The following is a 17,826-nucleotide window of genomic DNA, read 5'->3' on the forward strand; positions in this document are numbered from 1 at the left end:
CGATGAAACTGGTTCGCTATGGCAATCCCGGGCGCGAGAAACCCGGCCTGATCGACCTGGACGGCAAGCTGCGCGACCTGTCCTCGGTGGTGCCGGACATCGGCCCCGCCCAGCTGGGCAGCATCGGCATGGCCCGGCTGCACAAGGTCAACCCGGCCAAGCTGCCCCTGGTGCGCGGCAAGCCGCGCTTCGGCTGCCCGGTCACGGGCGTGGGCAAGTTCGTCGCCATCGGCCTGAACTTCGCCGACCATGCCGCGGAGTCGGGCGCGCCCATCCCCAAGGAACCCATCGTCTTCATGAAGGCCACCACCTGCATCCAGGGCCCGAATGACGCCGTGATGCTGCCGCGCGGCTCGACCAAGACCGACTGGGAGGTCGAGCTGGGCGTGGTGATCGGCACCACCGCCCGCTACGTCGCCAAGAAGGACGCGCTGGCCCACGTGGCCGGCTACTGCGTGGTCAACGACGTCAGCGAGCGCGAGTACCAGCTCGAGCGCGGCCCCCAGTGGGACAAGGGCAAGGGTTGCGACACCTTCGGCCCCATCGGCCCCTGGCTGGTCACGCCCGACGAGCTCGAGAACGTGCAGCGCCTGGACATGTGGCTGGACGTGAACGGCCAGCGCATGCAGACCGGCAACACCCGCACCATGATCTTCGACGCGGCCAAGCTGGTGAGCTACGTCAGCCACTTCATGACGCTCATGCCGGGCGACGTGATCACCACCGGCACGCCGCCCGGCGTGGGCCTGGGCATGAAGCCACCCAGGTACCTGAAGAAGGGCGACGTCATGACCCTGGGCATCCAGGGGCTGGGCGAGCAGCGGCAGGAAGTGGTGGCGTTCAAGGCCGGCTGAGGCCGCCGCCCGCGCGCTCAGGCGTACAGCCGCTGGCCCGCGACGCGCAGCGCCGCGGCGCGCGCCTCGCCCAGCACCCGCACCACCGGCGTCCACAGGCTCTCGTAGACGGGCAGCGCCTGCGGCTCGAAGCTGGTGTGCGGCCAGTCCGAGCCCCAGACCAGACGGTCGTCGAACAGCGCGGCGACGTGGCACAGCGTGGGCGCCAGGGCGTCGTAGGGCGGCGCAGCATGGAGCCGGTACCAGCCCGACAGCTTCACCCAGCAGCCGGCCGCGGCCAGCCTGGAGAGCGCTTCCCAGGCCGGGTCGTGCGCCGGGGCGGCGGGCGTCATGCCGGCCAGGTGGTCCAGCACGAAGCACAGGCCGGTCTCGTCCTGGCACCGCTGGATGACCGGCAGGTCCTCGGCCCGCGCATACCACTGCACGTGCCAGCCGCGCGCTCGCAGCCGCGGCGCCAGCGAGCGCAGCTGCGCCAGCGCGGCCTGGCGCTGGCTGCCGACCGGAGAGACCAGGTTGAAGCGGACGCCTCGCACCCCGGCCTCGTGCATCTCGTCCAGCAGCGAAGGCAGCGCCAAGGCATCCAGCACGGCGACGCCGCGATGCCGCCCGGCGCCGGCGCGCAGCGCCCGCAGCAGCACCGAGTTGTCGGTGCCGTACACGCTGGGCTGCACCAGGACCAGGTGGCCGAAGCCGTGCGCAGCCGCCAGGGCCTCGATGTCGGCCAGCGGCCGGCGCACCGGCGCGTAGTGCGCGCCCGGCGCGGCGGGGGCGTCGTCGAACACGTGGACGTGGCAGTCCCAGCCGGTCGCGGCGACGCGCTGCGGAGGCGGCGGCGTCGACAAGCTCAGCCGACGGCGATCTTGCGATCGCGCACCACCCGGGCCCACTGCGCCTGCTGCGCCTTGATGAAGGCGGGCACCAGGCCCTCGGGACCGTCGGGGAAGACCTCGCCGCTCAGGCTGCGCACCCGGCCCAGCACCTCGGGGTCGCTCATCGCCCGGCGCAGCGCCGTGCCCAGGCGCGTCTTGACCGCCGGCGAGATGCCGGCCGGCGCCAGCACCGGGTTCCATTCCAGCACCTCGTAGCCCGGCACGCCCGCCTCTTCCATGGTGGGGACCTCGGGCAGGACGCGGGCCCGGCGGCGGCTGGTGACCGCCAGCGGGCGCAGCTTGCCGGCCTGGATATGGCCCAGCGACGAGGCCACGTTGGCGAAGAACAGCGGCACCTGGCCGCCGATCACGTCGTTCATCGCCGGCCCGCCGCCCTTGTAGGGCACGTGGGTCAGGCTGACGCCGGCGCGGTCCTCGAACAGCGCCCCCGCCAGGTGCTGGGCCGAGCCGTTGCCGGAGGAGGCGTAGGCGATCTGCCCGGGCCGCGCCTTGGCCGCCTTGATCAGGTCGCGCACGTTCTTCGATTCATGCCCGGGATGGCTCACCAGCACGTTGGGGAACAGGGCCAGCACGGCCAGCGGGGTGAAGGCCTTGTCGCTGTCATAGGGCAGCTTGGGGAACAGCGAGGGATTGACGGCGAAGGAGGACGCATCCAGCAGCAGCTGGCTGCCGTCGGGCGTGGCGCGCGCCACCTGGCTGGCGGCGATCTGGCCGCTGGCGCCGGGCTTGTTGTCCACCACCACGTTCTGGCCCAGGGCCCGGGACAGGTGCGGCGCGATCAGCCGCGCCATCAGGTCGGCGCCGCCGCCGGCCGGGTAGGACACCACCAGGGTGACGGTGCCGCCCCCGGCCACGGTGTCCTGGGCGTGGGCCAGCCAGGGCGCGGCCAGGGTGGCGCCGGCCAGGCGCAGCAGGGTACGGCGGGATGCGGCGGGTGCGGTCATGATGCTCCTCAGGTGATGGTCAGGCTGTAGTGGAAGGCGTGCGCGTCGCCGTAGGTGGTGCGCGCCTCCACGCAGCGGCCCGTGATGTCCCAGGCGCGCCGGGTCACGCGCGCGCAGGGATGGCCGGGCGGCAGGTCCAGGTGGGCGGCCTGGGCGGCGCCGAAGGTGCCGAAGCCGATCTCGTCGCAGGCGCGCTGCACGTGCACGCCGCAGCGCTGCGCGTACATCGGGTAGAACAGGTCGTCCCAGGCGTCGGTGGGCCCACTGGCCAGGGCCTGGAACAGCGGCAGCGGCAGGTGGATCTCCTCCAGCAGGCAGGGCGTGCCGGCCAGCGCGCGCACCCGCAGCAGCTGCAGCACCGCCTCGCCGGGGGCGATGCCCAGGCGCATGGCCACCTCGCCCGAGGCGGCCAACGGGCGGCGCGCGACGATGCGCGAGGTCGGCACTTCGCCCGAGGCATTGCCGAAGCGGAAGAAGCGCAGCATGGTGGCGCCGCTGAGCGAGGCCCGCACGAAGGTGCCCCGGCCGTGGACGCGCTCCACCAGCCCCTGTTCGGCCAGCAGCTCCAGCGCGCGGCGCAGGGTGTTCAACGCCACGCCGTGTTCGGCCGCGAGCGCCTGTTCCGACGGCAGTGCCGTGCCGGGGGCCCATTCGCCGGCCAACACCCGGGCCCGCAGCGCGGCCGCGACGGCGGCGTACCGGCTCTGGCCGGGCTCGGCCTGGACCAGGGCGAGGGGTGGGCGTCGGTTGATGATGCGGTCCTCTAGATGACTGCAGGACTGTGGCAGAGGAGCGGATTGCCGGCCCCCGGGAAAACCCGGAGATGAGGCCGGTGCCGAGTCAGCCCGCCGCCGCCAGCGGCTTGGGCCCGCGGGTCGGCGGCGGTCCCCTCTTCCTCACGCGCCAGTACAGGCTGCCGACGATCGCCAGGTTCAGCAGGTTCCAGGCGATGCCGTTGAGGAAGGCCGCGTCGTAGCTGCCGGTCAGGTCGAACACCAGCCCGGACAGCCAGCCGCCCAGCGCCATGCCCAGCAGCGTGGCCATGATCACCGCGCCGACCCGGGCGCCCGCCTCCTGGGGCGGGAAGTGCTCGCGCACGATGATGGCGTACGCGGGCACGATGCCGCCCTGGAACAGGCCGAACAGGGCCGACACCAGGTACAGCGACACCAGCCCGTCGAAGGGCAGGAACATCAGCAGGGCGATGCCCTGCAGCGCCGAGCCCAGCAGCAGCGTGCGGATGCCGCCGATGCGGTCGCAGATCAGGCCCGAGACCAGCCGGCTGACGATGCCGCAGGCCAGCATCAGCGACAGCATCTCGGCCCCGCGCGCGGCGCCGAAGCCCAGGTCGGCGCAGTAGGCCACGATGTGGACCTGGGGCATGGACATGGCGACGCAGCAGGCCACGCCGGCGATGCACAGCAGCAGCTGCGCGTGGCCGGGGCGCAGGCCGAACGGGCGTGTCGCATCGGCCGCCGCGGCCAGGCCCTTGGCCGCCGGCGCGGCCACCACCAGCGGAGGCCGCTGGCGCATGCGCAGCGACAGCAGCGCCATGCCCACGCCGCACACCAGGCCGAGCAGCAGGTAGGTCTGGCGCCAGCCGATTTCCTCCACGCCCCACTGCACCAGCGGCGGCCAGACGGCGCCCGCGACGTAATTGCCGCTGGCGCACACGGCCACGGCGATGCCGCGCCGCCTGTTCCACCACAGCGAGGTGTCGGCCAGCAACGGCGCGAAGGTGGACGAGCTGCCCAGCAGGCCCAGCAGCAGGCCGTGCGCCAGCGCGAAGCTCCACAGGCTGTCGGCCATGCCGGCCCAGGCGAAGCCGCCGAAGACGGCCGCGGCGCCGATGGCCAGCACCCGCGCGATGCCGTAGCGGTCGGCCCACTTGCCGGTGAACAGCCCGCCGATGCCCAGGCCCACCATCATCAACGTGTAGGGCAGCGAGGCGTCGGCGCGGTCCACGCCGAACTCGGCCTGCACGGCCGGCAGCACCACGGCCACCACGTACATGCCGCTGTTGCCCAGCGTCACCAGCGCCAGCGTGGTGAGCAGCCGCATCGCGGCATAGCGCGAATCGATGAGGCCGGGATCGGCTGGAAGGCTGGACATGAGAGGGATGAATGTGCCACGCCCCGGCGCCTTCCCGTAGGTGGGACCTGCGCCTCAGGGTAAACCCGCAATTTGTACAGATCCCTGATGCCAGGACCGGGTACGGTCTGGAGGCATCGGCCGATTTCCTGCAAAATAGAACGACCGTTCGTTTTATTTTCCGCCCGAGACAATGTCCGTCAGCGAGTTCCCCCTTCGGCCCACGCGCATGCCACGCGACGGTCGGGCCCTGCAGAAAGGCCAGCAGACCAAGGCCGCCATCGTCGACGCGGCCCTGGGCCTGGCCACGCAGATCGGCCTGGAGGGCCTGTCCATCGGCGCGCTGGCCGAGGTCGCGCAGATGAGCAAGTCGGGCGTGTTCGCCCATTTCGGCTCGCGCGAGGAGCTGCAGATCTCGGTGATCCGCGAGTACCACACCCGCTTCGAGGAAGAGGTGTTCTACCCGGCGCTGGCCGAGCCGCGCGGCCTGCCCCGGCTGCGCGCCATGTTCGCCAACTGGATGAAGCGCACTTCGGTGGAGCTGGACTCGGGCTGCATCTACATCAGCGGCGCCGTCGAGTTCGACGACCGGGCAGGCCCGGTGCGCGATGCGCTGGCCAGTTCGGTGATGGCCTGGCACGCCGCCATGAAGCGCGCCATCGCGGGGGCCAAGGAGGAAGGCCACCTGCGGGCCGAGGTGGACGAGGAGCAGATGCTGTTCGAGATCCACGGCCTGATCCTGGCGCTGCACTACGAGGCGCGCTTCCTGAAGAACCCCGGTTCCATCGCCCGCGCCAACGCGGGCTTCGACAACATCCTGCGGCGCTACGGCACCGACAGCCCCGCCCACTGATCCCCCCAAAGACCCAAGGAGCAGCCATGCCCAGCTACACCCCGCCCCTGCGCGACATGCAGTTCGTGATGCACGAGCTGCTCAAGATCACCGACGAGTACAAGGCGATGCCGCGCCATGCCGAGGTGGACGTGGACACCGTCAACGCCATCCTGGAGGAGGGCGGCAAGTTCGCCAGCGAGGTGGTCTTCCCGCTCAACATCACCGGCGACCAGGAGGGCTGCAAGCTCGACAAGGAGACCCACGAGGTCACCACGCCCACCGGCTTCAAGGCGGCCTACGCCCGGTACATCGAGGGCGGCTGGCCCGCGCTCTCCTGCGACCCCGAGTACGGGGGCCAGGGCCTGCCGGTGGTGCTGAACCAGGCCTTCTACGAGATGCTCAACAGCGCCAACCAGGCCTGGACCATGTACCCGGGCCTGTCGCACGGCGCCTACGAGGCGATCCACGAGCATGGCACCGACGAGCAGAAAAAGCTGTACCTGCCCAAGCTGGTGAGCGGCGAGTGGACCGGCACCATGTGCCTGACCGAGCCGCACTGCGGCACCGACCTGGGCCTGCTGCGCACCAAGGCCGAACCGCAGTCCGACGGCACCTACCGGATCACCGGCAACAAGATCTTCATCTCCGCCGGCGAGCACGACTTCGTGCCGAACATCGTGCACCTGGTGCTGGCCCGCCTGCCCGACGCGCCCAAGGGCAGCAAGGGCATCAGCCTGTTCATCGTGCCCAAGTACAACGTCAAGGCCGACGGCTCCCTGGGCGGGCGCAACGGCATCTTCTGCGGCGGCCTGGAGCACAAGATGGGCATCCATGGCAACGCCACCGCGCAGCTGGTGCTGGACGGCGCCGTCGGCACGCTGGTGGGCGAGCCCCACAAGGGCCTGCAGGCCATGTTCGTGATGATGAACGCCGCCCGCATCGGCGTGGGCATGCAGTCGCTGGGCCTGACCGAGGTGGCCTTCCAGAACGCGCTGGCCTACGCCAAGGACCGCCTGCAGATGCGCAGCCTGTCGGGCACCAAGGCCAAGGACAAGCCGGCCGACCCCATCATCGTGCACCCCGACGTGCGCAAGATGCTGCTGACCGCCAAGGCCTACGCCGAGGGCGGCCGGGCGCTGACCATGTTCTGCTCGCTGCTGATCGACCGCGAGCTGCACCACCCCGACGCCAAGGTGCGCAAGGACGCCGCCGAGCTGGTGGCCCTGCTCACGCCCATCGTCAAGGCCTTCATCACCGACAACGGCCACATCGCCACCAATGCCTGCATGCAGGTGTTCGGCGGCCACGGCTACATCCAGGAATGGGGGATGGAGCAGTTCGCGCGGGACAACCGCATCAACATGATCTACGAGGGCACGAACACGGTGCAGTCGCTGGACCTGCTGGGACGCAAGGTGCTGGGCAACCAGGGCGCCACGCTCAAGAAGTTCGGCAAGCTGGTGGCCCAGCTGGTGGAGGAGGAGGGCGTCAACGAGAAGATGGCCGAGTTCATCAACCCGGTGGCCTACCTGGGCGAGCAGATGACCAAGTTCACCACCGAGATCGGCTTCAAGGCGTTCCAGAACCCCGACGAGGTGGGCGCCGCGGCGGTGGACTACCTGCGCGTGGCGGGCCACCTGGTGTTCGGCTACTTCTGGGCGCGCATGGCCCAGGTGGCGCTGCGCGAGATCGCCGCCGGCAACCAGGATCCGTTCTACAAGGCCAAGCTGCAGACCGCGCGCTTCTACTTCGCCAAGCTGTTCCCCGAGACCGCGACGCTGATGCGCGCGGCCCGTTCCGGCAGCAAGGTGCTGATGGACACCGACGAGGCCCTGGCGTGAAAAGATTGGCCCACCCCCGAAGCGCCTTCGGCGCCTCCCCCTCAAGGGGGCGCCACCAGCGGCCTGACAAAGCCGGTTCCGCGGTGGCCCGCGCCTTGGTGCTGGCGCTCGCAGGGATGTGGGGCGGTGCCTGGGCCCAGGCCACGCCGGTGGGCTTGTGGCGCAGCGTCGACGACAAGACCGGCGAGGCCAGGGCCGAGATCCGCATCACCGAGTCGGCCGGCGCGCTGAGCGGCCGCATCGAGAAGCGCCTGTCCAAGGACGCCCGGCCGGGTGACGTGTGCACCGAGTGCAAGGACGAGCGCAAGGGCCAGCCCCTGGCCGGCCTGGAGATCATCCGCGGCGCCCGCCAGGCCGAGGGCCGCGAGGTGTGGGAGGGCGGGAAGATCCTGGACCCGGAGAACGGGCGCGAGTACACGCTGCGCCTGACGCCCGTCGAGGGCGGCAAGCGGCTGGAAGTGCGCGGCTCCATCGGGCCCTTCGGACGCACCCAGACCTGGGTGCGGGTGCAGTGAACCGCGGCAAGGCGCACCGGCATGGGTGAAGCGATCCGCACGTCGCTGGCCATCGGCCAGCCCAACGGGCCGGCGGCGCCGCGCTGGTTCTGGCACCACCAGCTGAAGCGGCCGTTCTTCGGGCGCTTCATGAAGGCCTGGCGCTGGCCGGCGGACGTGCCGCAGGACGGCTGGGAGCGCGTGCGCATCGCCAGCCCCAGCCATTGCAGCCTGGCCGCCGTGCTCAAGCCCGCTCCCCAGGCGCGCGGCGTCGTGGTCTGCGCGCACCCGATGGGGCTGGCCGCCAAGGGCTTCTGGCTGCGTTATGGCCACGCCCAGGCATTGCATGGCGCCGGCTACCACGTGCTGGCGTTCGACTTCAACGGCTTCGGCGAGAGCCCGTCCACCAACTTCGGCTACCCGCAGGACGTGATGGCAGCCGGCCAATGGGCGCGCCAGCGCTTCCCCGGGCTGCCGGTGCATGCGCTGGCGGCCTCGTTCGGCGCGATGAACACGCTGGACGCCATCGACGATCCTCGCTTTCCGTTCGACAGCGTGGTGGCCGAAGGCTGCGCGCCCTCGCTGGCGCAGTTCTGGAAGGCTTATCCCTTTGCCCATGCCGTGCTGCAGCTGGCCCGGCGCATCGCCCCGGCCAGCGAGCGGCGCCTGCGCCCCTCGGCCCACCTGCCGCAGGCCAAGCCCGGCGTCCCGCTGCTGCTGATCCACAGCCGCGCGGACCGCTGGACGCCGGTGGCCTTCGGCGACGAGCTCGAGCGTGCCGCTTCGCCTGCCACGCCGCTGAAGCGGCTGGTGCTGGCGCGGGCCGACCACACCCATGGCCTGCGCGACGAGCCCGAACGCTGGCTGCCCGCCGTGCTGGCTTTTTTGGAAGAGACACAGGAGAGATGAGCGTGTACAAGGACCGCAACGAGCGCGCCGCCGGCGCTGCCACCACCGACGAAAGGCCGACCGTCATGAGCCGCTTCAACGTGAAGAAGGTCGCCGTGCTGGGCGCCGGCGTCATGGGCGCGCAGATCGCCGCGCACCTGGTGAACGTCAAGGTGCCGGTGGTGCTGTTCGACCTGCCGGCCAAGGAAGGCCCGAAGAACGGGATCGTCACGAAGGCCGTCGAAGGCCTGAAGAAGCTCAAGCCCGCGCCGCTGGGCGTGGCCGAGGACGCCGCGCTGATCCAGCCGGCCAACTACGAGGAGCACTTGGCTCGCTTGAGCGAATGCGACCTGGTGATCGAGGCGATCGCCGAGCGCATGGACTGGAAGCTGGACCTGTACAGGAAGATCGCGCCCCACGTGGCGCCGCACGCCATCGTCGCGTCCAACACCTCGGGGCTGTCCATCACCCGGCTCTCCGAGGCGCTGCCCGAGGCGCTCAAGCCGCGCTTTTGCGGCATCCACTTCTTCAACCCGCCGCGGTACATGTATCTGGTGGAGCTGATCGCCACGCCGTCCACGAGAGCCGAGATCCTGGACGACCTGGAAACGTTCGTGACCTCCGGGCTCGGCAAGGGCGTGGTGCGGGCCAAGGACACGCCCAACTTCATCGCCAACCGCGTCGGCATCGCCGGCATGCTGGCCACCATGAAGGAGGTGGAGAAGTTCGGCCTCAGCTACGACGTGGTGGACGACCTCACCGGCAAGAAGCTGGGCCGTGCCTCCAGCGGCACCTTCCGCACGGCGGACGTGGTGGGCCTGGACACCATGGCGCACGTCATCAAGACGCTGCAGGACACGCTGTCGGCCGACACCGATCCCTTCTACGGCAGCTTCGGCACGCCGCCGGTGCTCAAGAAGCTGCTGGAGCTGGGCCACCTGGGGCAGAAGGCCAAGGCCGGCTTCTACAAGAAGGTGGGCCGCGACGTGCTGCGCTTCGAGCTGGACAGCGAGGAGTACGTGCCCGCCGGCCAGAAGGCCGACGAGGTCTATGGCCGCATGCTCAGGAAGCCCGCCGCCGAGCGCCTGAAGCTGCTGCGTCACAGCGAGGGGCCGCAGGGGCGCTTCCTGTGGGCCATCCTGCGCAACAGCTTCCACTACGCGGCGGTGCACCTGGCCTCCATCGCCGACACCGCGCGCGACTTGGACTTCGCCATGCGCTGGGGCTTCGGCATGAAGCAGGGCCCGTTCGAGCTGTGGCAGGAAGCCGGCTGGGCGCAGGTGGCGGCCTGGATCCAGGAGGATATCGATGCCGGCGAAGCGCTGTCCAAGGCGCCGCTGCCGGACTGGGTGTTCCAGGGGCCGGTGGCCGAGGCGGGCGGCGTGCACACGCCCGAAGGATCGTGGAACCCGACCACCGGCCGCTTCGAGCCGCGCCGGCTGCTGCCGGTGTACCGGCGCCAGCACTTCCCCGAGTCCGTGCTGGGCAGCAACGCGCCGCGATACGAGACCGCGGGCAAGACGCTGCACGAGGACGCCAGCATCCGGCTGTGGACGCTGGACGCGGACCAGGATGGGCCCTTCGGTGGCCAGGTGCTCATCGCCAGCATCAAGACCAAGATGCATGCCATCAGCCCCGAGGTGTGCGAAGGGCTGACGCAGGCGGTCGAACTGGCCGAGAAGGCCTACCAGGGCCTGGTGGTCTGGTCCGGCGACGAGCCGTTCTCGGTGGGCGCCGACCTGCAGGCCATGCTGCCGGCCTTCATGGCGGTGGGCGTGAGCGCGATCGAGGATGCCGAAGGCTTCATGCAGCAGACCATGCTGAAGCTGCGCTATGCCGCCGTGCCTGTGGTCTCGGCCATCCGCGGCATGGCCCTGGGCGGCGGCTGCGAGCTGGCGGTGTACTCGTCGCGCCGGGTCGCCGCGATGGAAAGCTACATCGGCCTGGTCGAGGTCGGCGTGGGCCTGGTGCCCGGCGCCGGCGGCCTGACCTACATCGCGCGCCGCGCGGCCGAGAACTCGCAGCTGTCCACCGACAAGGACATCCTGAAGTTCCTGACCGAGGGCTTCACCGCGGCCGCCATGGCCAAGGTCGGCACCAGCGCCCTCGAGTCGCGCAAGCTGGGCTACCTGCTGGACAGCGACCTCATCGTGCCCAACAAGGACGAGCTGCTCTACGTGGCGATCAACGAGGCCAAGGCGATGGCCGACGCCGGCTGGCGGCCGCCGCACCGCCGCATGTTCCCGGTGGCGGGCCGCAGCGGCAAGGCCACCATCCAGGGGCAGCTGGTCAACATGCGCGACGGCGGCTTCATCAGCGCGCACGACTTCCGCATCGCCTCGCTGATCGCCCACGTGGTGACCGGCGGCGACGTGGACGCCGGCACGCTGGTGACCGAGGAGTACCTGATGACCCTGGAGCGCCAGGCCTTCTGCGAGCTGGTGCAGTACCCCAAGACGCAGGAGCGGATCCTGGGGATGCTGAGCACGGGCAAGCCCGTGAGGAACTGAACTCGGTTTTCCTCCTTCCCCCTCCGGGGGAAGGTCGGGATGGGGGCGCTCCGATGCGACAACAGGCCACTTCAAAAGTCCATGCCAATGCCCGCGCCTTGCGTGCGAGCATGACTGACTCCGAGCGCAAGCTCTGGTTACGGTTGCGAATGGAGCAGTTGGGAGCGAAGTTCCGGCGCCAGCATCCTCTTGGCAACTACGTTGCCGACTTCGCGTGTCTCGCGCCGAGGCTGATTGTGGAGCTAGACGGCTCCCAACATGCCGAGCAGGTCGACTACGACCGGCGGCGCGAGGCATTCTTCCGGGAGCATGGATTCCAGGTCCTCCGGTTCGCCAGTGACGAACCCCTGAGGAACATCGAAGGCGTGCTGACGGTCATCGTTGAACAACTCAGGGAGGCGGCTGATCGCCCCCACCCCAGCCCTCCCCCGGAGGGGGAGGGAGCCAATACCAGGAGCCCGTGATGAAACAGATCCAAGACGCCTACATCGTCGCCGCCACCCGCACGCCCATCGGGCGGTCGCATCGCGGCTTTTTCAGGAACACGCGGCCGGACGACCTGCTGGCCACGGCGCTGCGCTCGGCGCTGGCCCAGGTGCCGGGCCTGGACCCGCAGGCCATCGAGGACGTGGTCTGCGGCTGCGCCATCCCGGAGGCGCAGCAGGGGCTGAACGTGGCGCGCATCGGCGCGGTGCTGGCCGGGCTGCCCAAGAGCGTGGGCGGCATCACCGTCAATCGCTTCTGCGCCTCCGGCCTGTCCGCCGTGCAGATGGCGGCCGACCGCATCCGCGTGGGCGAGGCCGACGTGATGATCGCCGCCGGCACCGAGAGCATGAGCATGGTGCCCATGATGGGCAATTCGCCCTCGCTGTCGCCCACCATCTTCTCCAATCCGGAAGACCTCGACAGCTACGGCATCGCCTACGGCATGGGCCTGACGGCCGAGAAGGTGGCGCAGCAGTGGAAGGTCGGCCGGGACGCGCAGGACGAGTTCGCCTGGCGCTCGCACATGAAGGCCATCGCCGCAATGCAGGCCGGCGAGTTCAGCGACGAGATCACGCCGGTGGAGGTCGCCGACCGGTCGGTGGACCTCGAATCGGCCGAGGTCAGCGTCAAGACCCGCACCGTCAACCTCGACGAGGGCGCACGGCCCGACACCACCGTCGAAGGCCTGGCCAAGCTCAAGACGGTGTTCGCCGCGCGCGGCAGCGTCACCGCCGGCAACAGCTCGCAGACCTCCGACGGCGCCGGCGCGCTGATCCTGGTGAGCGAGGCCGCGCTCAAGCGCTACAACCTCACGCCGCTGGCGCGCTTCGTCAGCTACGCCAGCCGCGGCGTGCCGCCGCACATCATGGGCATCGGCCCGGTCGAAGCCATCCCGGCCGCGCTCAAGTCGGCCGGGCTCAAGCACCAGGACATTGACTGGATCGAGCTCAACGAGGCGTTCGCCGCGCAGTCGCTGGCCGTGATCAACACACTGGGCCTGGACGCCGGCAAGGTCAACCCCATGGGCGGCGCCATCGCCCTGGGCCATCCGCTGGGCGCCACCGGCGCCATCCGCTCGGCGACAGTGGTGCACGCCCTGCGGCGCAAGAACCTGAAGTACGGCATGGTGACCATGTGCGTGGGCATGGGGCAGGGCGCCGCCGGCATCTTCGAGCGCGTATGAACGCATGGCTTACCAGCCCTCCCAGCTGACCACCGCCGACGGCACGCGCCTGGCGGTGCGCACCTACGAGCCGACCGGCGCGCCGCGCGCCAGCATCGTCATCGGCGGCGCCATGGGCGTGCGCCAGGCGTTCTATGAACCCTTCGCTGTCTGGCTGGCCGGCCAGGGCTTCCGGGTCACCAGCTTCGACTACCGCGGCAGCGGCGATTCGCTGCCGCCAGGCCGCAGCCTGCGCGGCTTTTGCGCCGACCTGAGCGACTGGACGCGCGACTACGAGGCGGTGATCGCCAGCGCCAAGGCCGCACTGCCCCAGGCGCCGCTGTACTTGCTGGGCCACAGCCTGGGCGCGCAGCTGCCGGGCCTGTTCGAGCATCCGCACCAGGTGGACGGGCTGCTGAGCGTGGCCGCCGGCAGCGGCTACTGGCGCGACAACGCTCCGCGGCTGCGGCGCATGGTGCCGTACTTCTGGTGGGTGCTGGTGCCGCTGGCCACGCGCCTGTGCGGCTACTTTCCCGGTCGCAGGCTGCGCAAGGTGGGCGACCTGCCGGCCGGCGTGGTGATGCAGTGGCGCCGGTGGTGCCTGAACCCGCTGTACAGCCTGGGCGCCGAGGGAGAACCCGCCCGCCGGCGCTACCACCAGGTGCGCTTCCCGGTGCTGGCGCTGTCCATCAGCGACGACGAGCTGATGACCTGGCGCGGCACGCAGACCCTGGTGAGCCTGTACGCCAACGCGCCCCGGCAGGTGGAGCGCATCGAGCCGGCCCAGGTGCGGGCCCTGCGCATCGGCCACTTCGGCCTGTTCCGCGAGCAGTTCGCCGGCAGCCTCTGGCCCAAGATCGTGGAAGACCTGCAGCGCCTGCCGGGCCAAGATCGTGGAAGACCTGCAGCGCCTGCCGGGGCTGGGCGCCTGCGCCGCGTGATGGCCGAGCTCCACCCCTTCGACGCGGCCGTCGCGCTGCAGCCCCAGCCGGACGGCAGCTTTGCCGGCGCCACCCACCCGGCCTGGGCCAACATGGTGGGACCGTTCGGCGGCATCACCGCCGCGCAGGCGCTGTCGGCGGTGCTCCGGCACCCGCAGCGGCTGGGCGAGCCGGTGGCGATGACCGTGAACTTCGCGGCCGCGGTGGCCGACGGCCCGTTCACCGTGCTGGCGCGGCCGGCGCGCACCAACCGCTCCACCCAGCACTGGACGGTGGAGATCCAGCAGCAGGGCCAGGCGGTGCTGACCGGCACGGTGTTCACCGCGCTGCGCCGCGAGACCTGGGGCGATGCCAGGGAGACGCCCATGCCCGAGGTGCCGGCGCCCGAGGCGCTGCAGCCGCCGCCGGGCCGCGGCCGGGTCGAATGGATCCACCGCTACGAGCTGCGCTTCGCCGAGGGCGGCTACCCCACGGCCTGGGACGGCCGCGACAGCGGCGCCAGCCGCACCCGGCTGTGGATGCGCGACGCGCCGCCGCGGCCGCTGGACTTCGCCTCGCTGGCGGCGCTGTGCGACGTGTTCTTCCCGCGCATCTGGCTGCGCCGCGCCAGCTTCGTGCCGCTGGGCACGGTGACCCTGACCATCTACTTCCATGCCGACGCGGCGCTGCTGGCGGCCACCGGCACCGGCTGGCTGCTGGGCCAGGCGCGGGCCCAGGCGTTCCACAATGGCTACTTCGACCACAGCGCCCAGCTGTGGAACCAGGCCGGCCAGCTGCTGGCCACCACGCAGCAGGTCGTCTACTACAAGGAGTGACCATGCAGAAAGTTGCCCTGGTCGTGGGTGCCGGCGACGCCACCGGCGGCGCCATCGCCCGGCGCTTCGCGCGCGAGGGCTACACCGCCTGCGTCACCCGGCGCAGCGCCGACAAGCTGCAGCCGCTGGTCGAGCAGATCCGCGCGGCGGGCGGCCAGGCCCATGGCTTCGCCAGCGACGCCCGCCAGGAGGAAGAGGTGGTTCGGCTGGTCGAACGGATCGAGTCCACCCTCGGGCCCATCGAGGTGCTGGTGTTCAACATCGGCGCCAACGTGCCCTGCAGCATCCTGGACGAGACCGCGCGCAAGTACTTCAAGGTCTGGGAGATGGCCTGCCTGGGCGGTTTCCTGGCCGGGCGCGAGGCGGCGCGCCGCATGGTGCCGCGCGGCCGCGGCACCATCCTGTTCACCGGCGCCACGGCGTCGCTGCGCGGCGGCGCCAACTTCGCCGCCTTCGCCGGCGCCAAGCACGCGCTGCGCGCCCTGGCGCAGAGCATGGCGCGCGAGCTGGGCCCGCGCGGCATCCACGTGGCGCACGTGGTGGTGGACGGCGCCATCGACACCGCCTTCATCCGCGACAATTTCCCCGAGCGCTACGCCCTGAAGGACCAGGACGGCATCGTCAACCCCGAGCACATCGCCGACAGCTACTGGATGCTGCATTGCCAGCCGCGCGACGCCTGGACGCACGAGCTGGACCTGCGGCCCTGGATGGAGAAATTCTGATGAAGCAGGTCGATTTCTACTTCGACGTCGGCAGCCCGGCCGCCTACCTGGCGTGGACGCAGCTGCCTCGGCTGGCGGCCGAGACCGGCGCGGCGGTGCGCCACCAGCCCATGCTGCTGGGCGGCGTGTTCCAGGCCACCGGCAACCAGTCGCCCATGAACGTGCCGGCCAAGGGCCACTACATGCAGGCGGACCTGGAGCGCTTCGCGCGGCGCTACGGCGTGCCGTTCCGCCACAATCCGTTCTTTCCCATCAACACGCTGACGCTGATGCGCGGCGCCACCGGCGTGCAGCTGCGCGAGCCGGCGCGCCTGGCCGCCTACGTGGACGCGGTGTTCCGCGCCATCTGGGTCGAGGGACGCGACATGAACGATCCCGCCGTGGTCGGCCAGGCGCTGGCCGCCGCCGGCTTCCAGCCCGAGGTGCTGCTGGCCCTGACCCAGCAGCCCGAGGTCAAGGAGCGGCTCAAGACGGCCACCCAGGAGGCCGTGGCGCGCGGCGTCTTCGGCGCGCCCACCTTCTTCGTGGACGGCCAGATGTTCTGGGGCCAGGACCGCATCGATTTCGTCAAGGAGGCTTTGCTATGACCGACATCCTGGTGCACGCCGAAGCCGGCGTGATGACCCTTACCCTCAACCGCCTGGAACGCAAGAACTCCCTGACCGCCGCCATGTACGAGGCGCTGGCCGGCGCGGTGGCCTCGGCCGAGGCCGACCCCGCAGTGCGGGTGGTGGTCCTGCAAGGCCACGAGACCATCTTCTCCGCCGGCAACGACATCGGCGACTTCCTGCACAAGCCGCCGGCGGGGCTCGATTCGCCGGTGTTCCGCTTCCTGCGCGGCATCGCCACCTTCCCCAAACCGCTGCTGGCCGCCGTGTGCGGCCCGGCCGTGGGGGTGGGCACCACGATGCTGTTCCACTGCGACCTGGTCTATGCCGGCGACAACGCCGCCTTCTCCATGCCCTTCGTCAACCTGGGCCTGTGCCCGGAAGCGGCTTCCAGCCTGCTGGTGCCGCAGATGATGGGCTACCACCGCGCGGCCGAGGCGTTGCTGCTGGGCGAGCCCTTCATGGCCGAGGCGGCACTGGAGGTCGGCCTGGTCAACCGCGTGCTGCCGCCCACCGAGGCCAATGCCTATGCGCAGGCGCAGGCGCGCAAGCTGGCAGCCAAGCCGCTGTCCTCGCTGGTGGAAACCAAGCGGCTGATGAAGAAGGGCCAGCAGCCCCAGGTGCTGGCGCAGATGCAGGAGGAGGGCGCCAGCTTCGGCCGCATGCTCACCGAGCCGGCGGCCAAGGAGGCCTTCGGCGCCTTCCTGGACAAGCGCAAGCCGGACTTCTCCAGGCTCTGAGGTCTGTCTATCATTGCCGCTCCTGCTGCCTGAACGGTTCTGCCCATGGCCTACATGCTCCTGATCCACGAACCCGTCGGCCAGCGCGCCCTGCGCAGCGAAGCCGAGGGGCACGCGCTGTACGAGCGCATGCTGCGCTTTCGCGACGGCCTGCGCCAGCGCGGCCTGCTGGTGGTGGGCGAGTCGCTGGCTTCGCAGGACGCCCAGGCGGCGCAGGTGCGGGTGCAGGACGGCAAGGCGCGGGTGCTGGACGGCCCCTTCGCCGAGGCCAAGGAGATGGTGGGCGGCTTCTTCCTGCTGAACTGCGAAAGCCGCGAGCAGGCGCTGGCGGTGGCGGCCGAATGCCCGGCCGCCGCCTGGGCCACCGTCGAGGTGCGGGCGGTCGCACCCTGCTACCGCTAGCGCTTTCCGGGGCGCAGACCTAGGGTTTGTCCCAGGAGGCGGTTGTCGATCCGGGCCGGCCTGCCACGTCGTGCATCCAGACGGGCCTTCCGGCCCGCCAGCCCAGGAGCCGCGAATGCCCATGACCAGTCCCTGCCTGTGGTTCGACCGCCAGGCCCAGCAAGCCGCCGAGTTCTATGTCTCGGTCTTCCCCCGCTCACGCATCAAGACCGTCACGCACTACGGACCGGGCGGCCACATGCCCGAGGGCACGGTGCTCACCGTCGACTTCGAGCTGGACGGCCGCTCCTACACCGCGCTCAACGGCGGGACGCACTTCCGCTTTTCGCCGGCCGTCTCGCTGGTGATCCACTGCGCCAGCCAGGACGAGGTGGACCATTACTGGCAGCGCCTGTCGGCCGATACCGAGTGCGAGCAGTGCGGCTGGCTGGTGGACCGCTATGGCCTGTCCTGGCAGGTCGTGCCCACGGTGCTGATGGAGATGCTGCAGCACCCGGACGGCGCGCGGCGCCGGCGCGTGACCGCCGCGCTGCTGGCGATGAAGAAGCTCGACGTCGCCGGCCTGCAGCGGGCGTTCGACGCGTCCTGACCTCTCGAAAA

The 17,826-nt window shown here is 70.7% G+C and carries 18 protein-coding genes and 1 pseudogene; 15 read left to right on the top strand and 4 right to left on the bottom strand.

From position 1 onward, the window contains the following. The first annotated feature begins 2 nt into the window (after positions 1–2). Entirely contained in the window at positions 3–854 is an 852-nt protein-coding gene (locus RTA_RS04635) for a fumarylacetoacetate hydrolase family protein (RefSeq protein ID WP_013900223.1), read from the top strand. A gap of 17 nt (positions 855–871) precedes the next feature. On the opposite strand, the gene RTA_RS04640 is transcribed toward RTA_RS04635, so the two are convergent. Genes RTA_RS04640 through RTA_RS04655 form a run of 4 tightly spaced genes read right to left on the bottom strand, consistent with a single transcriptional unit; the run spans position 872 to position 4,800 of the window. Next, the gene (locus RTA_RS04640) at positions 872–1,696 is read right to left on the bottom strand and encodes an amidohydrolase family protein (RefSeq protein WP_049871220.1); all 825 of its coding nucleotides are present in this window, start codon (positions 1,694–1,696) and stop codon (positions 872–874) included. Between the two features lie 2 nt (positions 1,697–1,698). Then, positions 1,699–2,688: a tripartite tricarboxylate transporter substrate binding protein gene (locus RTA_RS04645; protein WP_013900225.1), complete on the bottom strand. Its 990-nt coding sequence runs from the start codon at positions 2,686–2,688 to the stop codon at positions 1,699–1,701. An 8-nt stretch (positions 2,689–2,696) separates the two neighbouring features. Beyond that, entirely contained in the window at positions 2,697–3,476 is a 780-nt protein-coding gene (locus tag RTA_RS04650; protein ID WP_438865679.1) for a GntR family transcriptional regulator, read from the bottom strand. A 52-nt stretch (positions 3,477–3,528) separates the two neighbouring features. Beyond that, entirely contained in the window at positions 3,529–4,800 is a 1,272-nt protein-coding gene (locus RTA_RS04655) for an MFS transporter (RefSeq protein WP_013900227.1), read from the bottom strand. A 172-nt stretch (positions 4,801–4,972) separates the two neighbouring features. On the opposite strand from RTA_RS04655, the gene RTA_RS04660 reads away from it, so the two are divergent. The 14 genes and pseudogenes from RTA_RS04660 to RTA_RS04720 all read left to right on the top strand — a co-directional run bounded on the left by RTA_RS04660 (position 4,973) and on the right by RTA_RS04720 (position 17,815). Further along, positions 4,973–5,632, top strand: a complete 660-nt coding sequence (locus tag RTA_RS04660) for a TetR/AcrR family transcriptional regulator (RefSeq protein WP_041675052.1) — start codon at positions 4,973–4,975, stop codon at positions 5,630–5,632. A gap of 26 nt (positions 5,633–5,658) precedes the next feature. Beyond that, positions 5,659–7,455, top strand: a complete 1,797-nt coding sequence (locus tag RTA_RS04665; protein WP_013900229.1) for an acyl-CoA dehydrogenase C-terminal domain-containing protein — start codon at positions 5,659–5,661, stop codon at positions 7,453–7,455. Between the two features lie 116 nt (positions 7,456–7,571). Next, positions 7,572–7,970 carry a DUF2147 domain-containing protein gene (locus tag RTA_RS04670; protein ID WP_081466211.1) on the top strand — a complete coding sequence of 133 codons (399 nt, stop codon included), beginning with the start codon at positions 7,572–7,574 and terminating at the stop codon, positions 7,968–7,970. A 21-nt stretch (positions 7,971–7,991) separates the two neighbouring features. Continuing rightward, the gene (locus RTA_RS04675; RefSeq protein WP_013900231.1) at positions 7,992–8,858 is read left to right on the top strand and encodes an alpha/beta hydrolase; all 867 of its coding nucleotides are present in this window, start codon (positions 7,992–7,994) and stop codon (positions 8,856–8,858) included. 65 nt (positions 8,859–8,923) lie between these two features. Beyond that, the gene (locus RTA_RS04680) at positions 8,924–11,347 is read left to right on the top strand and encodes a 3-hydroxyacyl-CoA dehydrogenase/enoyl-CoA hydratase family protein (protein ID WP_041676105.1); all 2,424 of its coding nucleotides are present in this window, start codon (positions 8,924–8,926) and stop codon (positions 11,345–11,347) included. A gap of 110 nt (positions 11,348–11,457) precedes the next feature. Next, a complete protein-coding gene (locus RTA_RS04685) occupies positions 11,458–11,811 on the top strand; it encodes an endonuclease domain-containing protein (RefSeq protein ID WP_264362375.1) in 354 nt (117 codons plus the stop codon). After that, entirely contained in the window at positions 11,811–13,016 is a 1,206-nt protein-coding gene (locus RTA_RS04690; protein WP_013900233.1) for an acetyl-CoA C-acyltransferase, read from the top strand. Before RTA_RS04685 ends, RTA_RS04690 begins: the two co-directional genes overlap by 1 nt. Positions 13,017–13,020: 4 nt before the next feature. Beyond that, positions 13,021–13,860: pseudogene (locus tag RTA_RS04695) on the top strand (alpha/beta hydrolase family protein); the annotation flags it as partial. 75 nt (positions 13,861–13,935) lie between these two features. Beyond that, positions 13,936–14,751 (top strand): acyl-CoA thioesterase, encoded by an 816-nt coding sequence (locus RTA_RS20095; RefSeq protein WP_081466334.1) that lies wholly within the window; start codon positions 13,936–13,938, stop codon positions 14,749–14,751. A 2-nt stretch (positions 14,752–14,753) separates the two neighbouring features. Next, a complete protein-coding gene (locus RTA_RS04700) occupies positions 14,754–15,476 on the top strand; it encodes an SDR family oxidoreductase (protein ID WP_013900235.1) in 723 nt (240 codons plus the stop codon). Next, entirely contained in the window at positions 15,473–16,063 is a 591-nt protein-coding gene (locus RTA_RS04705; protein WP_041676108.1) for a 2-hydroxychromene-2-carboxylate isomerase, read from the top strand. Before RTA_RS04700 ends, RTA_RS04705 begins: the two co-directional genes overlap by 4 nt. Beyond that, a complete protein-coding gene (locus RTA_RS04710) occupies positions 16,060–16,824 on the top strand; it encodes an enoyl-CoA hydratase (protein ID WP_013900237.1) in 765 nt (254 codons plus the stop codon). The genes RTA_RS04705 and RTA_RS04710 overlap by 4 nt, the downstream gene beginning before the upstream one ends. A 45-nt stretch (positions 16,825–16,869) precedes the next feature. Continuing rightward, positions 16,870–17,226, top strand: a complete 357-nt coding sequence (locus tag RTA_RS04715; protein WP_013900238.1) for a YciI family protein — start codon at positions 16,870–16,872, stop codon at positions 17,224–17,226. 115 nt (positions 17,227–17,341) lie between these two features. Beyond that, the gene (locus RTA_RS04720) at positions 17,342–17,815 is read left to right on the top strand and encodes a VOC family protein (RefSeq protein ID WP_013900239.1); all 474 of its coding nucleotides are present in this window, start codon (positions 17,342–17,344) and stop codon (positions 17,813–17,815) included. Positions 17,816–17,826 lie beyond the last annotated feature (11 nt).

It is taken from the genome of Ramlibacter tataouinensis TTB310 (assembly GCF_000215705.1).
In the GTDB taxonomy this organism is placed as follows: domain Bacteria; phylum Pseudomonadota; class Gammaproteobacteria; order Burkholderiales; family Burkholderiaceae_C; genus Ramlibacter; species Ramlibacter tataouinensis.

Excerpts from the sequence above, each read along its gene's own strand:
- RTA_RS04655 (WP_013900227.1), bottom strand. The coding sequence starts at position 4,800 with ATGTCCAGCCTTCCAGCCGATCCCGGCCTCATCGATTCGCGCTATGCC.
- RTA_RS04645 (WP_013900225.1), bottom strand. The coding sequence starts at position 2,688 with ATGACCGCACCCGCCGCATCCCGCCGTACCCTGCTGCGCCTGGCCGGC.
- RTA_RS20095 (WP_081466334.1), top strand. The coding sequence starts at position 13,936 with ATGGCCGAGCTCCACCCCTTCGACGCGGCCGTCGCGCTGCAGCCCCAG.
- RTA_RS04715 (WP_013900238.1), top strand. The coding sequence starts at position 16,870 with ATGGCCTACATGCTCCTGATCCACGAACCCGTCGGCCAGCGCGCCCTG.
- RTA_RS04670 (WP_081466211.1), top strand. The coding sequence starts at position 7,572 with ATGTGGGGCGGTGCCTGGGCCCAGGCCACGCCGGTGGGCTTGTGGCGC.
- RTA_RS04720 (WP_013900239.1), top strand. The coding sequence starts at position 17,342 with ATGCCCATGACCAGTCCCTGCCTGTGGTTCGACCGCCAGGCCCAGCAA.
- RTA_RS04635 (WP_013900223.1), top strand. The coding sequence starts at position 3 with ATGAAACTGGTTCGCTATGGCAATCCCGGGCGCGAGAAACCCGGCCTG.
- RTA_RS04660 (WP_041675052.1), top strand. The coding sequence starts at position 4,973 with ATGTCCGTCAGCGAGTTCCCCCTTCGGCCCACGCGCATGCCACGCGAC.
- RTA_RS04700 (WP_013900235.1), top strand. The coding sequence starts at position 14,754 with ATGCAGAAAGTTGCCCTGGTCGTGGGTGCCGGCGACGCCACCGGCGGC.
- RTA_RS04665 (WP_013900229.1), top strand. The coding sequence starts at position 5,659 with ATGCCCAGCTACACCCCGCCCCTGCGCGACATGCAGTTCGTGATGCAC.
- RTA_RS04690 (WP_013900233.1), top strand. The coding sequence starts at position 11,811 with ATGAAACAGATCCAAGACGCCTACATCGTCGCCGCCACCCGCACGCCC.
- RTA_RS04675 (WP_013900231.1), top strand. The coding sequence starts at position 7,992 with ATGGGTGAAGCGATCCGCACGTCGCTGGCCATCGGCCAGCCCAACGGG.
- RTA_RS04710 (WP_013900237.1), top strand. The coding sequence starts at position 16,060 with ATGACCGACATCCTGGTGCACGCCGAAGCCGGCGTGATGACCCTTACC.
- RTA_RS04680 (WP_041676105.1), top strand. The coding sequence starts at position 8,924 with ATGAGCCGCTTCAACGTGAAGAAGGTCGCCGTGCTGGGCGCCGGCGTC.
- RTA_RS04685 (WP_264362375.1), top strand. The coding sequence starts at position 11,458 with ATGACTGACTCCGAGCGCAAGCTCTGGTTACGGTTGCGAATGGAGCAG.